General features: G+C 77.2%; 10 protein-coding genes and 3 pseudogenes. 10 read left to right on the top strand and 3 right to left on the bottom strand.

Annotation, left to right across the window (positions count from 1 at the left end):
• Positions 1-28 precede the first annotated feature (28 nt).
• The 4 genes and pseudogenes from G7075_RS11755 to G7075_RS22810 all read left to right on the top strand — a co-directional run.
• Positions 29-4,327, top strand: coding sequence for an FtsK/SpoIIIE domain-containing protein (locus tag G7075_RS11755; protein ID WP_166121994.1), 4,299 nt, complete (start codon positions 29-31; stop codon positions 4,325-4,327).
• On the top strand, positions 4,324-5,313 hold the full coding sequence (locus G7075_RS11750; protein WP_166121992.1) for a MoxR family ATPase: 990 nt from the start codon (positions 4,324-4,326) through the stop codon (positions 5,311-5,313). Before G7075_RS11755 ends, G7075_RS11750 begins: the two co-directional genes overlap by 4 nt.
• Positions 5,314-5,323: 10 nt before the next feature.
• Positions 5,324-6,508 (top strand): DUF58 domain-containing protein, encoded by a 1,185-nt coding sequence (locus G7075_RS11745; protein ID WP_166121990.1) that lies wholly within the window; start codon positions 5,324-5,326, stop codon positions 6,506-6,508.
• Positions 6,505-8,061: pseudogene (locus tag G7075_RS22810) on the top strand (transglutaminase family protein); the annotation flags it as partial. The gene G7075_RS11745 and the pseudogene G7075_RS22810, both read left to right, overlap by 4 nt.
• 23 nt (positions 8,062-8,084) lie before the next feature.
• Here the strand turns inward: G7075_RS22810 and G7075_RS11735 are convergent.
• A complete protein-coding gene (locus tag G7075_RS11735; protein ID WP_166121988.1) occupies positions 8,085-8,267 on the bottom strand; it encodes a hypothetical protein in 183 nt (60 codons plus the stop codon).
• A 512-nt stretch (positions 8,268-8,779) separates the two neighbouring features.
• Between G7075_RS11735 and G7075_RS22260 the strand changes: the two genes are divergently transcribed.
• The 3 genes from G7075_RS22260 to G7075_RS11720 all read left to right on the top strand — a co-directional run bounded on the left by G7075_RS22260 (position 8,780) and on the right by G7075_RS11720 (position 11,998).
• Positions 8,780-10,708, top strand: a complete 1,929-nt coding sequence (locus G7075_RS22260; protein WP_166121986.1) for a YncE family protein — start codon at positions 8,780-8,782, stop codon at positions 10,706-10,708.
• The gene (locus G7075_RS11725; protein WP_166117782.1) at positions 10,705-11,097 is read left to right on the top strand and encodes a hypothetical protein; all 393 of its coding nucleotides are present in this window, start codon (positions 10,705-10,707) and stop codon (positions 11,095-11,097) included. Before G7075_RS22260 ends, G7075_RS11725 begins: the two co-directional genes overlap by 4 nt.
• Positions 11,098-11,209: 112 nt before the next feature.
• The gene (locus G7075_RS11720) at positions 11,210-11,998 is read left to right on the top strand and encodes a uracil-DNA glycosylase family protein (RefSeq protein ID WP_166121984.1); all 789 of its coding nucleotides are present in this window, start codon (positions 11,210-11,212) and stop codon (positions 11,996-11,998) included.
• 28 nt (positions 11,999-12,026) lie between these two features.
• On the opposite strand, the gene arr is transcribed toward G7075_RS11720, so the two are convergent.
• The gene (gene arr / locus G7075_RS22805; protein ID WP_371814059.1) at positions 12,027-12,965 is read right to left on the bottom strand and encodes an NAD(+)--rifampin ADP-ribosyltransferase; all 939 of its coding nucleotides are present in this window, start codon (positions 12,963-12,965) and stop codon (positions 12,027-12,029) included.
• Positions 12,966-13,088: 123 nt separating this feature from the next.
• Positions 13,089-13,541, bottom strand: coding sequence for a hypothetical protein (locus tag G7075_RS11710; RefSeq protein WP_166121982.1), 453 nt, complete (start codon positions 13,539-13,541; stop codon positions 13,089-13,091).
• Between the two features lie 107 nt (positions 13,542-13,648).
• Between G7075_RS11710 and G7075_RS11705 the strand changes: the two genes are divergently transcribed.
• The 3 genes and pseudogenes from G7075_RS11705 to G7075_RS22795 form a co-directional block, all read left to right on the top strand.
• Positions 13,649-14,203: a hypothetical protein gene (locus G7075_RS11705; protein ID WP_166121980.1), complete on the top strand. Its 555-nt coding sequence runs from the start codon at positions 13,649-13,651 to the stop codon at positions 14,201-14,203.
• Positions 14,175-14,381 (top strand): annotated as a pseudogene (locus G7075_RS22800) (ATP-binding protein); the annotation flags it as partial. The gene G7075_RS11705 and the pseudogene G7075_RS22800, both read left to right, overlap by 29 nt.
• A pseudogene (locus G7075_RS22795) lies at positions 14,381-14,698 on the top strand (AAA family ATPase); the annotation flags it as partial. The pseudogenes G7075_RS22800 and G7075_RS22795, both read left to right, overlap by 1 nt.
• Positions 14,699-14,895: the final 197 nt, after the last annotated feature.

Here is a 14,895-nt window from a genome sequence, read left to right as displayed (position 1 = left end):
CACCACCCACCCGAGAGGACCCCCGCCGATGCCCTCGTGGACGCTCTCGGTCAGCCCCGCCGCGGAGACCGCCCTCCCGGCCGTCGACGTCACCGTCGAGGCCCAGCCGCACGCGACCGTCGCCGACCTGGCCCGCGCGCTCGGCGGCCACCTCGCCCCGGACCGCCGCGACCTGCTCGTCGTCCCCACGAGCGCCGGCCGCCCCTGGCCCGCCGCGACCCGCCTCAGCGAGTGCGCGATGCGCACGGGCGACCTCGTCGACGTCGTCACCGTGCCGACGGGATGGCTCGAGCGCCCCGCGCCGGCCCGTGACGTGCGCGCCGTCCTGCGGGTCGTCGACGGCCCGGACGCCGGGCGCACCATCGGCATCACGACCCCGTCGGTCGTCGTCGGTCGGGCCGCCGACGCCACCGTCCGGCTCACCGACCCGCTCGTCTCCGCCCGGCACGCCCGCCTCGACCTCACGGGCGAGCCGACCGTCGTCGACGAGGGCTCGGCCAACGGCACGCTCGTCGACGGGGTGCGCGTCACGCGCGCGACGCCGGTTCCCGTCGGCACCCCCGTGGTCGTCGGCGCCACCACCTTCGTCCTCGACCGCGACGCCGCGGCCGACCCGGCGTCCGTCTCCGTGTACCGCAGCCCGCGCTTCGGCGCCGCGCTCGAGGTCGACGACCTCGAGGTGCCCTCACCCCCGACGAAGCCGAGGCCGACGCCGCTGCAGTGGGCGATGGTCGCCCTGCCGGTCGTCATGGGCGTCGGCCTCTACCTCCAGACCCGCAGCCCGTTCGCGCTGACCTACGTGTTCGCCTGGCCGATGGTCATGGCCGCCGGCTGGTGGCAGCAGCGCCGAGCCGCACGCAAGGAGCACGAGGCGGCCCTCGCGTCGTGGCGGCGCCGGGTCGCCCTGCTCACCGACCGGCTCGACGCGCAGGCGGCCGAGCAGCACCGCCGCGCGGTCGAGGACCACCCGGACACCCCCGTCCTCCTGCGCCGGGCCGGCAACCGCGACGGCAGCCTCTGGGTCCGCCGCGAGGACGGCCCCGACTTCCTCGCCGTCCGGGTCGGTCGCGGCCCGGTGCCGGCGCTGCTCACGGCCTCCTTGCGCGAGGGCGGCGACGAGGAGGTCACCGAGGAGGTGCAGGCCGAGCTGGAGCGCCGCCGGACCATCCCGGACACCCCGGTGCTCGCCCCGATGGCCCTCGGCGGGCTCGTCGCGGTCGTCGGACCGGCCGACGAGGTCGACGCCGCCGTCCGGGCCCTGCTCGCCCGGGTCTGCCTCGACCACTCGCCCGTCGACGTCTCGGTCGCGGCGGCGCTCTCCCCGGCCCGCGCGCACCACGAGACCTGGCTGCGCTGGATGCCCCACGCCCGCCCGCGCGTCGGGGGCGAGCCGTCGATCGCGGTCGGCGCCCCCGACGGCCAGCGCCTGCTCGACCGGCTGCTCGCCGAGGACGGCGGGCACGGGCACACCGTGCTGCTCGTCGACTCCGCGGCCGGGCTCCAGCGGCGCAGCATCGAGGCGGCGGCCGCCGTCGCCGTCGAGCGCCGGCTGCACCTCGTCTTCCTCGGCGACGACGCCTCGACGGTCCCGGCGAGCACCGACCTGCTCCTCGACCTCACCGACCGGCACCTGTCGGTGCGCGACCGCGGCGGCCGCAGCGAGCTCGACACCACCGACGCCCTCGCCCTCGGGGACGCCTGGCGCGCAGCCCGACTCGTCACCGGACGGGTCGACGAGGCCGCCGTCCTGCCGGCCGACTCCGCCCTGCCGGCCCGCGTCCGGCTCCCCGACCTGATGGCCGACCTCGCCGACCTCGACGACACGGAGGCGGTCATCGGCCGCTGGGGCTCGAGCACCGGCCTGCGGGCCCAGGTGGGGGCCGGTGTCGACGGCGTCGTCACCCTCGACCTGCGCGAGGACGGCCCGCACGGCCTCGTCGCGGGCACGACCGGTTCGGGCAAGTCCGAGCTGCTGCAGACCCTCCTCTGCTCGCTCGCCGCGAACACGCCGCCGAGCCGCATCACCTTCCTCCTCGTCGACTACAAGGGCGGCGCCGCCTTCCGCGAGTGCGCCGACCTGCCGCACACCGTCGGGTACATCACCGACCTCACGCCGGCCCTCGTGCAGCGGGCGCTCACCTCCCTCGGCGCCGAGATCGCCCACCGCGAGGAGCTGCTCGCCGAGCACGGTGCCAAGGACCTCGTCCACCTCGAGCGCGAGCACCCGGAGCTCGCGCCCCCGAGCCTGCTCATCTGCATCGACGAGTTCGCCGCCCTGACCGCTGAGGTCCCGGACTTCGTCGAGGGGATGGTCAACCTCGCCCAGCGCGGGCGCTCGCTGGGGATGCACCTGCTGCTCGCCACGCAGCGACCGGCCGGCGTGGTCACCCCGGCCATCCGGGCCAACACCGACCTGCGGATCGCGCTGCGCATCGCCTCGGACGAGGACAGCCGCGACGTCATCGACACCCCGGACGCCGCGCACATCTCGCGGCGCACGCCCGGGCGGGCCTGGGTGCGGCGCACCGGACACGGGACGGCCGAGATGGTGCAGGCGGCGTGGGTCGGGGCGCGCGAGCCGCTGCGTACCGAGAGCGCGGCGGCCCTGGTGCGCCCGTTCACCGCCGCCCGGCCGGCCCACGGCAGCGGGGCGGGGTCCGAGCGGCTCGACCCGCGCACCGACCTCGACCGCTGCGTGCGGACCATCCGGGCGGCGCACGAGCGACTGGGGTCCCCGGCTCCGCGGCGCCCGTGGCTGCCCGCGCTGCCCGCAGAGCTGCTGCTCGACCCGGCGGCGGTCGTCGCGGCGGCCCCGTCCACCGGCTCCGGCCGTGTCCCGCTCGGCCGGGCCGACGACCCGCAGCGCCAGACCCAGCCCGGGCTCGTCGTCGACTACGCCGCCACCGGCCACCTGCTCGTCCACGGGGCCTCGGGCAGCGGCAAGACCGAGCTGCTGCGCACCGTCGCCGCGGCGGCCTCGCTCGTCGACGCGCACGCGCCGGGCGGGGTGGCGCCGTACGTCTACGCCGTCGACATGGCCGGCGGCGGGCTCGGGGTCCTCGAGGCCCTGCCGACCGTGGCCAGCGTCGTCGGCGAGCAGCACGTGGGACGCATCCTGCGGCTCCTGCGGGTGCTGCGCGCGACGGTCGAGGATCGCTCGGCCGCCCTGGCCGCCGCCGGCGCCGCCGACCTCGCCGCGCTGGCCCGGGCCGGACGTCCGCTGCCGCGCGTGCACCTGCTCGTCGACAACCTCCCGGCGCTCCTCGACCTCCTCGACGGCGGTGGCGCGGTGCGGCGGGCGCACACCGACATGCTGCAGACCGTCCTCCAGAACGGCCGGCGGGTCGGCATCCACGTCACGGCGACGGCTCCGGGGCGGGGCGGCGTGCCGACGGCGATGGCCGCCGCGTTCGGCACCCGCGCGACCCTGCGGATGCCCACCGAGGACGACTACGTGATGCTCGGTGTCCCGCACCGGCTGCTCGACGCCGAGTCGCCGGCCGGCGCGGCCATCTGGTCCGGCCGGCGCGCCCAGGTCGCCACCGTCGCCGGTGGAGCGGGCACGGTCGAGCCCGCCCAGCTCGAGCCCGTGGCCGCTTTGCTGCGGACCGCCGTCGACGGCCGCGCCTCCGGGGCCGTCCCCCCGATGCCGACCCTCGTGCCGGCCCACGCGCTGCCGGTGCCCGAGGGCTCGCGGGTGGCGGTCGGGGTGCTCGCCGACGACGTGTCGCCACTCGTCGTCGACCTGCTCGCCGGGCCGGTGCTCGTCGCCGGCCGCTCGCGCTCGGGCCGCACGTCGGTGCTCGCGGGCGTCGCCTCCCTCGCCGCCCGAAGCAGCGAGCCGCCCACGGCCACAGCCTGGTTCGGTCGCGGTGCACCCGAGGGGACGACCCACCTCGACGGCCACGAGGCCCTCGCCGCCTGGCTCGAGGAACGGCTGGACGACCCGCGCACCGGCGGCGCCTGGGACCTGCTGGTCGTCGACGACGCCCACCGCCTCGACCGCGACCTCGAGCACCGCCCCGAGCTCGCCGGCCTCGTGGCGCTCGTCGAGCGGGCCGCCGGGCACCGGGTGGCGGTGGTCGTCGCGGCCGACGCCGACGACGCCCGCACCCGGTCGATGGGCACCGGTGTCGTCCAGGTCGTCCGGCGTTCGCGCCGCGGTCTCCTGCTGCAGCCGGACGGCCTCGACGGTACGGTCATGGCGGTCACGGTCCCCACGCAGTCGGTGGAGCCGCTGACCGGCCCCGGGCGGGGGACCTGGTGCGCCGACGGCGCCGTCACCCCCGTCCACGCCGTCACCGACGTCGAAGGAGCACCGCGATGACCGCCGCCGCCACGAGCCCGTGGGCCACCGAGAGCGAGGTCGCCGACTTCCGTGCCGTCCGCGAGCGCATCGCCGACGCCGTCGAGGTCGCCGTCCACGGCAAGCGGCACGTCGTCGACCTCTGCCTCCTCGCGGTGTTCGCCGGCGGGCACGTGCTGCTCGAGGACGTGCCGGGCACCGGCAAGACGACCCTCGCGCGGGCCGTCGCCGCCGCCCTGGGCGGCACCGCCCGGCGTGTGCAGTTCACCCCCGACCTGCTCCCCTCGGACGTCACCGGCACGACGGTCTTCCACCCCGCCGACGGCTCCATCCGGTTCCGCCCCGGTCCGGTGTTCGCCAACGTCCTGCTCGCCGACGAGGTCAACCGCGCCGCGGCCAAGACCCAGGCCGCCCTCCTCGAGGTGATGGAGGAGCGCACGGTCACGGTCGACGGCACCGCGCACCCGGTGCCGCAGCCGTTCCTCGTCGTCGCGACCCAGAACCCCGTCGACCTCGACGGCACCTACCGGCTGCCCGAGGCCCAGCTCGACCGCTTCCTCGTCCGCACGGCGCTGGGCTACCCCGACTCCGAGCACGAGCTCGACGTCCTGCGACCCGGCAGCACCGCGGGCGACGTCGCCGACGTGCCGGTCGTCAGCGGACCGGACGAGGTCATGCGCTGGTCGGCCGCCCTCTCGCGCCTGCACGTCGCCGAGCCGATCCTGCGCTACGTCCGCGAGCTCGGCGCCGCCACCCGCGCCGACGACCGGGTCCGGCTCGGTGCCAGCACGCGCGGGCTGCGCTCGCTGGTCCGCGCCCTGCAGGTGCACGCCGCCGCGCAGGGGCGTCACTACGTCGTCCCGAGCGACGTCCAGCGCCTGGCCGAACCCGTTCTCGCACACCGGATGATGCTCACCCGCGACGCCGCGCTCGCCGGCCACACGACGGCCGACGTCCTCGGTGCCGCGCTCGAGCAGGTGCCGGCGCCCCAGCCCACGGCGGGCTGAGGACGCCGCGATGGCCCGGGGCGCGAAGGTCGCGGGGATGCTGCGCCGGTCGTCGCTGACCGGCCGCGGCGCCGTCGCGCTGCTCACCGGGCTGCTGCTCGTCGCGCTCGCCGTCGCGACCCGCTGGTGGGCGCTGGTCGGCATCGGGGCGGCCCTCGTCGTCCTCGTGCTCGTCGAGGTCGCGGCCGTCCGCGGTGAGCGCCGGCTGGTCGCGACCCGCACCGTCGAGCCGCTCGTCGTCCAGCGCGGCACGCCGGCCCGCTGCCTCGTCACCGCCCACCTGCCGGGCGCCCGGCTGCCGCTGCGGCGCGAGGCGGTCGACCTCGTCGACGGGGTCGCACGTCCGGTGCCGCTCGACGCCCCCCGGGCCGGCGGTCCCTCGGAGGCCGGCTACGACCTCGAGACCCCGCGTCGCGGGCTCGTGACCATCGGTCCGCTCGTCGTCCGCAGCCTGGCCCCGCTCGGGCTGGCCGGCGTGGTGCGCGAGGTCGGCCAGGTCCGCCAGCTGCGCGTGCTGCCCCGACCGGTCCGCCTCGACACCCTGCCGCGCGGCACCCGGCGCGCCGCCACCGGGCAGGACGAGCGCGTCGAGCTCGGCGGCACCGACCTCGTCGGCCTCCACGAGTACGTCGCCGGTGACGACCTGCGGCGCCTGCACTGGGCGAGCAGCGCCCGCACCGGCACCCTGATGGTCCGCGACGACGCCGACCCCGCGCTGCCCCACGTCCTCGTCCTGCTCGACGACCGCTCCGCCTCCTACCGCGACGACGAGGAGTCCTTCGAGGAGGCCGTCGACTTCGCGGCCGGGCTCGTCGACCGGGCGGTCGGCGACGGCCGGCACGTGCGGCTGCAGACCCTCAGCGGGCAGGTCGACGTCGACGTCCCCGCACGCACCGCCCGCGCGGGTGGGCCGCCCGACCGGCGCGCCTCGCACGCGCTCGCCGAGGTGGCGCTCGCCGGCTCGCCGCACGTCGCGTCGGTCAGCTCGCGCGACCTCGACGTCGCCGTGCTCGTCACGGGGGAGGCGGTGGCCCCGGCCGAGGTGGCGGGGGTGCTCGCGACCTCCAGCGTGCCGGTGCTCGCCCAGGTCGAGCCCGCGCCGCAGTCACCGTTCGGCGCGGTCGGTGCGGTGCCGGCCGTGCGCGGGGCGAGCGCCGGGCTGCTCGCCGCCGCGTGGGAGGTGGTGCACGGATGAGCCCCGCCCGGACGCCGCGGCCCGCCGCCGGCCCCGCCGAGACCGGCTGGGCGGTCCTCGTCCTCGCCGTCGGCGCGGTGGCCCTCGGCCAGGCCTACCGCGGATGGCTGCCGCCGGTCGTGCTCGCCGTCACCGCCGCCGCCGGGGTGCTCGTCGTCCTCGCCGGACGCGCCCTGCGCAGCTCGACGCTCGTGACGACCCTGGCCGCGCTCGCCCTCCTCGTGCTCGGGACGACGCTGCTGCTGCGGGCCGGGGACGCGGGCGCGGTCGAGGCGCCGTGGCAGCTGCTGGCCGATGCCGTGCCCCGCCTCGTCACCGGTCCCCGACCGGCGCCCGCCGCCCCGGACCTGCTCGCGCCGAGCGTGCTGCTCACCGGGATGCTGGCCGTGCTCGTCGGGGTGCGGCTCGCCCGGCCCTCGCGGCTGCGGGCCAGCGCGCCGGTCGGTGCCGCACTGCTGCAGGTGGCCGCCGCGGCCCTGACCGCCGGCACGGCCGACCCGTACGGCGTGCTCGCCGCGGCCCTCGTCGTCGTCACCGTCCTCGGCTGGGGACTGCTCGATCGGCCGGTCGCGGTCGCGGTGGCGGCCGGGGCCGCCGACGCCCCGAGCCGCTCGGCCCGCTCGGGCGCCGCGGGGGCATCGGTCCGGCGGGGCCGCGACGTCGTCGTCGCGTCCGTCGCCCTGGCCTTGGTGTCCGTACCGCTCGTCGTCGGCGGGGCGGTGCTGGCGCGCGACGACGCCTTCGACCCGCGCCGGGTCGTCGAGCCGCCGGTCACCGACGTCGTCGTCGCCAACCCGATGCCGATGCTCGACGCGTGGGCCCGCGACCCGCAGCGCGAGCTGTTCACCGTCGAGGGCCCGGTCTTCCCGCTGCACCTCGCGGTCCTCACCGAGTACGACGGCGCGGCGTGGGCGGCCCCCTCGGCCTTCCGTCCGCTGGGCGAGGCCGAGGCGGCGCTGCCGCCCGGCGACCGCCAGGCCGAGGTCGAGGCGCAGGTCACGATCGTCAACCTGCCCGCCCCGTGGCTGCCGGTGAGCGGCTCCCCGCAGAGCGTCGACCGGGCCGGGGCGCTCGTCGACGTCGACTCCGGCTCGCTCATCGACCCCCGGGCCGCGAGCGGCACCGCGTACCGGGCGCTCGGCCTCGTCGACGCCCCCGACCAGGCCGCCGCCGCCGCCGCCGGCCTGCCGGACGCCACCGCCGTCACCGGCCTCCTCGCGACCCCCGGGCTGCCGGACGGGCTGCAGAAGTACGCCGAGTCGGCCGTCGAGGGCACGGGCGCACCCTTCGCGCGCGCCAAGGCCGTCGAGGCCGCCGTGCGCGGGACCCGCACCCTCGACCCCACGGCGCCGGGGGGCTCGTCGTACCGGCGCATCCAGACCTTCCTGCTCGGGGCGAAGGGCACGACCGGGGCGCAGGCCGGCGGCTCCGAGCAGTTCGCCACGGCCTTCGCGGTGCTGGCCCGGGCGGTCGGGCTGCCGACCCGCGTCGTCGTCGGCTTCACCCCCGGCACCCAGGACACCCGCACCGGTGTCCGGACGGTGCGCGGGGAGGACGCGCTCGCCTGGCCGGAGGTCTACTTCACCGGCGCCGGCTGGGTCCCGTTCTCCCCGACGCCGGACGTCGCCGACCTCGGCCCCGACGTCCCCGACGACACCCCCATCCCGAGCGCCGCCCCGACCTCGGCGCCCGTGCCGTCGACCGCCGTCACCGTCGAGGTCGCCGGCCCGGGTGCCGCCGGGTCGGGCCCGGACCTCACGCCGCTCGTCCTCGGTGGCAGTGCCGTGCTCGTCGTCGTCGCGACCCCCCTCCTCGTCCTCGGCGTGCTGCGGTCGCGTCGTCGAGCGGCCCACCGGCGAGCCGGTGCCCGCGGGTCGTGGGCCGAGCTGCTCGACGCGGCCGACCTCGCCGGGCTGCGGGCGCACCCCGGGCAGGACGCCCGCGAGGTCGCGACCGCCCTCGACGCCCGGTCCGGTGAGGGCACGCGCGCGGCGACGGTGGTGGCCGCCGCCGAGGCGGAGGCGTGGTCGCCGGAGGGGCGCGTCGACGCGGGGTCGAGCCCGTGGCGGACGGCCCGGGCCGTCGCGCGGGCCGTCCGACGCCGGACGCCCGTCGGCCGTCGCCTCACGTGGGGTGTGCACCCCGGCCCGCTGCGCTCCCGGACCGGGCGGAAGGTTCCGCCCGCCCACCTGTTGAGCGAACGGCCCCCGTGCCTGAGGATGACCACGAGCGGTGGGCCCCGGTGGCCGCCGCCGACCGGAGGGACTGACGATGCGCCTGCTGCCCCAGCGACTGCTGCCGCCGATGCTGCGCCGCCGCACGGGCGACCGCGGCTCGGCGGAGATCGGCGTCGCGCTCGTCGCCGCGGCGGTCGTCGCCGGCTCGCTCGTCGGCACCGGGGTGGCCCGCACGGCCGTCGAGGTCACCGACGGCGTCACGTGGCTCGCCGACTCGCCGACGGGCCAGGTCGTCGAGATCAACCCGGCCACCCTCGAGCCCCAGTCCGCCGCCCTCGTCGGCCTCCCCGGCCAGCAGCTCGTGCTCTCCCAGGACCGCGGCCGGCTCGTCGTCGCCAACCGCGCCACCGGTGCGCTCACCTCCATCGACCTCGCGACGCTGCTGGCCAGCGGCCGCCGCGACGCGACGCCGGGGGAGGCGGTCACCGTCCTCCTCGACCACGGCCGGGCCTTCCTCGTCGACCGCGGCGTCGGGCTCGTCGCGAGCATCGACCCCGTCACGCTCGCCACCCGTGGCCGCGTGTGGCTCGCGCCGAAGGGCCTGCGGGACGCCACGATCGACGGCAAGGGGTCGCTCTGGGTCGCGTCCGGCGACGACGCCCTGACCCGGCTCACGTGGTCCGACGCGTCGCTGACCTTCACGTCCGAGGAGACGCACGCGCTGGCCCGCATCGGCACGACGGTCCGGCTCGTCGCGCACGAGCGCGGGGTCACCGCCGTCGGCCCGGGCACCGGCGCGATCGTCCAGGTGGGCACCGGCCACGACCTCGTCAGTGCCGCCCCGCAGATGCGTGGTGTCATCGCGCCGGCGCAGTCCTCGTCCAGCACGCTGGTGCCCGTGTCGGTGCCGGGCCGCGACGTCGTCGTCCTCGTGCGGGACGGATCCCGGGTCTCCGAGGTGCAGACCGGCGCGCTCGGCTGCCCGAGCCCGGGAGCGCCCGTCGAGCTGCACGGGGTCGTCTACGTCCCCTGCCCCACGGCCGGCCGCGTCATCCGCCTCGGCGGCGACGGCTCCAAGGCCGGCCCGGACATCCTCACCGGGAAGGGCGCTCCCGAGCTGGTCGTCGACGACGGCACGCTCCTCGTCAACGTCCCGGGGTCGACCAAGGGCGTGCGGGTCTCGGCCGACGGCACGACCACCTCCTTCGTCCGCTTCGACGAGACGATCAAGCCCGCCGACGTCGACCGCGACCCGGCGAAGGAGGACAAGGCAGCGCAGGAGAAGGCCCGCAAGGACCGCGAGGGCGACCGCAACCGGCCGCACAAGGACCCGCCGCGCTACGACCCGGGGAGCGGCGGCCTGCCGACCAGCACCCCCGGCGGCCCGCGGCCCACCCACACGAGCACCCGCACGACGACACCGTCGAGCAGCGGGAGCGGCTCCGAGGACCCGCCGTCCGCGCCGACCCCCGCGCCCAGGGCCCCGGTCATCACCGAGGCCCGGGCCACGGGCTCCGGCTCGGCCTCGGTCACCTGGACCCAGCCCGGCCCGGACGCCACCTCCTACGACGTCCTCGTCGGCGGCGCGGTCGTCACGACGGTGTCCGGCTCGACGACCTCGACCACGCTCACCGGCCTGGCGACCGGCTCCACCGTGCAGATCACGGTGCGCGGCAGCTTCGCCGGTGGCCGGACCGCCGTCTCGGCGCCCGCCGCGGTCACGCCCGCGGGAGCCCCCGCGGCTCCGGGGGCGTCGCCCTCAGCGAGACCGCCCGCAGCCGCACCTCGGCCACGTTCGCGGTCTCCTGGAACGCCGCCGCCGACAACGGCAGCGCCGTCACCCGCTACGCCGTCGCCGCCAACGGCGCGCACGGGTCGGACTCCTGGAGCGGGTCGACCCGCTCGGCCAGCGTCACCGTGCCCTGCGACTCGGGAGCGGCGTCGTGCGGGTCGGTCAGCGTCTCGGTCACCGCGACCAACGCCGTCGGCACCGGTCCGGCCGGCACCGCCTCGGCCTCGGTGAGCCCGACGCCCGGCCTGGCCCTGCCGGCCAGCGGCGCGACGATCGTCACCGGGCAGGTCTCCGAGGGGGCCGACGACGAGTTCGACTACGAGCGGACGACGACGCTGACCCTCGCGCCGCCGGCGTCGTGGGCGGGCTTCAGCGGGGTGTGCTCGGTCCGCTACACGACCGCCTACACGAGCGGCCCGGACACGGTGCCCTGCAACGCGACGAGCCTGCAGGTCAGCTCGACCCGGGCGTCGGAGGCCCTGCGGCGCAGCAACCACGGCGTCGTCTTCCGGGCCTGGGACCCCGTGGCGCCGGGCACCGTCGTCGAGTCGGCACCCTTCACCTGGAGCCTCACCTGGCCGATCGACACCTGCGGCACGATGGGCAAGATCTGCCCCTGAGGCGTCGCGTCGGTGGCGGACGGGGCCGGTCGTCGCGGGCGGGAGGTATCACCCTCGCACCCGCGCCCTCTTGGGAGATGCACTGGAGGTACTCCCCGAGGACGGACCCGCGATGACCACCGACCCGTTCGACACCGGCCCGACCGGCACGTTCCGCACCCTCTGTCGGAACTACCCGGACGACACGGTCTTCCGCGGCGCCGACGGCTTCCGGTCACTCTGGGGGCCGGTGTTCTACCGCGGCCGCGCGGACGGCACGGCCCGGCTGCTCGTCATCGGGCAGGACCCGGCCCAGACCGAGGCGGTGACCCGTCGCTGCCTGTCGGGCCAGGCCGGCCGCCGGGTGCAGGGCTTCGTCGAGAAGCTCGGCTACCCGCGGCGCTACCTGATGGTCAACGCCTTCCTCTACGGCATCTACAACCAGTCCATGGCCCTGCCGCACCTGCTCGACCCCGCCATCCAGGCCTACCGGGACGCGTGGCTCCTCGCGGCGCTCGCGCCGGGCAAGGTGGAGACGGTCGTCACCTTCGGCACCCCGGCCTTCAACGCCTGGACGGCCTTCACCGCGACGCCGGCCGGGGCCGCGGCGAGCGCGGGCCTGCTGTTCCACAAGGCCCTGCACCCGACCGCCGACAAGCCGAGCGGGCCGATCACCCGCCAGGACCTGCTCGACAACTGGAACGTGGCGCTGCAGTTCCTCCACCCGCAGGTGCAGAAGCCCGACGTGACGAGGCCCCTCGTGCCGTACGGCAGCGACTTCACGCCGGCCGAGCTGCCGGAGATCCCCGCCCGCGACCTGTCCTTCGGGTTCCCGGCGTGGATGCGGCGCACCGACTTCTGGGCGTCGATGTCTCCGACCCCCGGTACCGAGCGGGCGAACATCTCGGTCGAGGTGCCGTAGAGGGGCGCGACGTTGGCGGCCGGCGGGCTCAGTCCATCGCCTCGATGCCCAGCGCGGCGAGCTCGCCGGAGGAGTCGCGGATCCGCTGCACGAGCGCGGCGTCCGGGGGCTCCCAGCCGAGCACCTCCTCGACCACGCGCAGCGGCTCGGTCGTCCGGTACGAGCGGGTCGGGTTGCCGGGGAACCGTTTGTCGGTGACGTTCGGGTCGTCCTCGATCGGGCCGAGCGGTTCGACCCGGTAGACCCGCGGCGGTCCGTCGCCGCGGGCGAGCTCGGCGGCCAGGGGAGCGCCGTTCGCCGAGGCCGTGAGGTAGATGTGCTTGAGGGGACGGCCCGAGCCGTAGTTCGAGCGCCGACCCGGGGTGAGCAGGTCTCCCGGCCGCACGTCGGCGCGGGTGCCGTGGAAGAACGGGCCGGGGTCGTCGACGACGCGGGGGGTCGGGGGAGGGTCGCGCAGCAGCTGGTCGAGGCGGTGCATGAGGACCGCGACCCGGGTACGTCCCTGCGCTGCACGCGGATAGCGCGCCAGCACGTCGAGGACGGCCGGCGTGGCCCGCTGCGCGGCGGCCGTCACGACGTACTCGGCGACGACGGGGTCGTCGCCCCGGGCCAGCTCGGCCGCCCGGGCCGCGTGCGCGGCGGCGCCGAGGACGTGCCGCAGCTGCGTGGCGTTCGCCAGCGGGTGCAGGTAGGCCGCTGCGGCGGCGTCACCGGCCGCCGTCGCCGCGTGCCCGGCGGCCTCGGTCGCGGCCTCCCGTCCGGCGCGGTGGGCGTCGGTCGCGGTGCGCCGCTGGAGGTTCGAGCGGGGGGCGCCCTCGGCGAACGCCCGTGCCGCCACCAGGGCCCGGGCCGGGCGCGGGTCGTCGGGGTGCTCTTGAGCGAAGATGACGAGCGCCGGCTCGGCACAGGCCAGCGCGTAGCCGGCGACGGCCCGCAGGTCGTCCGGGGTCAGCTCGACGTCAGCCATCCGCCCGAGTCTGGCATCCCCGGCCCCGTCCGGCTCGGGAGCCGACACGGTGCCCGCGAGCCGCGCCGAGGCGGCTCGCGGACGCAGGACCGGCTCGCGAACCCTCGGCGGCGGTGCCGGTCCTCAGGAGGGGAAGCCCGCCCCGGCCTCCAGCCGCAGCCGGAGCAGGACCTTCAGGGCCACCGAGTCGCCGTCCCGACCCCCGGCTCCGACCTGGAGCGGTGCGTCGCCGGGCTCGACGTGGACGCCGGCCAGCCGTCCGCGCAGGCTGGGCGCCACGACGAGGACGTACCACCGACCGTCCGTGCCGACGCCCGCGCGATGGTCACGTCGGACGTACCAGCCGACGACGTCGGTGCGCAGCCTCCCTCCGCCGCTGTAGGGGCGGGCCCGCAGCCGCGTGGGTTCGACCCCCGCAGACCGCATCGCCTCGGCGAAGGCGGCCACCATCGATGCCGTCCGCCGCGCCTCGGCCTCCGCCGCCCGCGCTGCGGCCGCGTGGTGGTACTCGGCGTTCTCCCGTGCCTGACGTCGACGCTCGCCGACGGGGTCGGCGGGCTCGCGCTGCGGGTCCATCGGCCGATCATCGCAGCGCCCGTCGGCGGGAGGCTCCACCGGGTCACCGCACGGTCGAGCCTCCCCGAGCACGGCCGCGGGGCCCGCAGGCGCGTCAGGGGGAGGGGTTGAGGCAGCGCGGGGCGCTCGTCGGCGCGGCTGGCGAGGTCGCCACGGCCGGTGCCTCGGCACGCCGGGAGCACGAGCGGCGCCGGGCGCGCCGCGAGGAACAGCGGTACCGCGGCCGTCCGCACCTCCGCGTCGAGGGCGGCCTGTTCGCGCCGCGGGTGGAGCAGCTGCGCATCGGCTCGCGCGACGGCACGCGCCTCGTCGACGGCGTGCTCACGCAGGTCGACGTCGTCCGCGGGCTGCTGGATGCCGACCTCCCGGTGCACGGGGTGCTCTGCTTCGTCGATGCCGACTGGCCGCTGCTGGGTGGCGACTTCGGCATCCGCGGCGTCCGGGTGCTGTGGCCGAGGAAGCTGCGGGCGCTGCTGCGGACACCGGGAGACCTCCCGACGGACACGATCGACACGATCCACCGGACCCTCGCCCGCGGCCTGCCGAGGTCCTGGACCCGGGACCCGACACCGCACGCGGGCCACGAGGCGTGCACTCATTCGGTCCCGCAGCATCGCGGACCTCCGATCCCACATGACGTGGACGGGGTGGGTGGCGGATGATCGGCCGATGGAAGCCCGACCGGTCCTGGTTGGTCGCGAGTCCGAACGCGAGGCTCTGCGGGCGGTGATCGAGCGCGCGACCTCCGGCGAGCCGGGGCTGCTCCTCCTGCACGGGGAGGCCGGCATCGGCAAGACCAGCCTCGTGCGCGAGGCCGCCGCCGGCGCGGGGAGAGGGGGCTGCACGTCCTGTTCGGGCAGTGCCTCCGGTTCGGCGCGGACGTCACCAGCTACGTCCCGTTCACACAGGCCTTCACGCAGTGGCTGCGCAGCACCGACAGCGCGGCCCGCGACCGGCTCGCGCCGCAGGGCAGCCCGGACGACCTCGTCCCCGCACTGCACGACCGCTCCGGTGGGCTCGCCCTGCTCCAGATCGGATCCGCGGTCGACGCCATCCAGACCGACGGGCCGACGGTCCTGGTGGTCGACGACCTGCAGTGGTCCGACCCGAGCTCGTTGGACGTCCTGGCCTACCTCGTCGCGGGGTTCACCACCGGCCAGCGGCTGGCCGTCCTGTGCACGTACCGCGACACCGACCTCGACGACGGCCACCGCCTGCACGGCTGGCTGGCCGACGCCCTCCGGATGCCGTCGGTGTCGCGCCTCCGGCTGGAGCGGATGGACGCGTGGACGATGGAGGAGATGGTCCTGGCCCGAGGCGGCCAGGAGGCGGCCGGGGTCCGGGCCGAGGACGT

Source organism: Phycicoccus sp. HDW14, assembly GCF_011383005.1.
In the GTDB taxonomy this organism is placed as follows: Bacteria; Actinomycetota; Actinomycetes; order Actinomycetales; family Dermatophilaceae; genus Phycicoccus.
The sequence above is the reverse complement of the archived record's forward strand: the minus strand, read 5'-3'. Positions and strand labels throughout refer to the sequence as shown.

Coding starts and splice junctions, on each gene's coding strand:
- G7075_RS11750 (WP_166121992.1), top strand. CDS start 4,324: ATGACCGCCGCCGCCACGAGCCCGTGGGCCACCGAGAGCGAGGTCGCC.
- G7075_RS11710 (WP_166121982.1), bottom strand. CDS start 13,541: ATGGACCCGCAGCGCGAGCCCGCCGACCCCGTCGGCGAGCGTCGACGT.
- G7075_RS11720 (WP_166121984.1), top strand. CDS start 11,210: ATGACCACCGACCCGTTCGACACCGGCCCGACCGGCACGTTCCGCACC.
- arr (WP_371814059.1), bottom strand. CDS start 12,965: ATGGCTGACGTCGAGCTGACCCCGGACGACCTGCGGGCCGTCGCCGGC.
- G7075_RS11755 (WP_166121994.1), top strand. CDS start 29: ATGCCCTCGTGGACGCTCTCGGTCAGCCCCGCCGCGGAGACCGCCCTC.
- G7075_RS22260 (WP_166121986.1), top strand. CDS start 8,780: ATGCGCCTGCTGCCCCAGCGACTGCTGCCGCCGATGCTGCGCCGCCGC.
- G7075_RS11745 (WP_166121990.1), top strand. CDS start 5,324: ATGGCCCGGGGCGCGAAGGTCGCGGGGATGCTGCGCCGGTCGTCGCTG.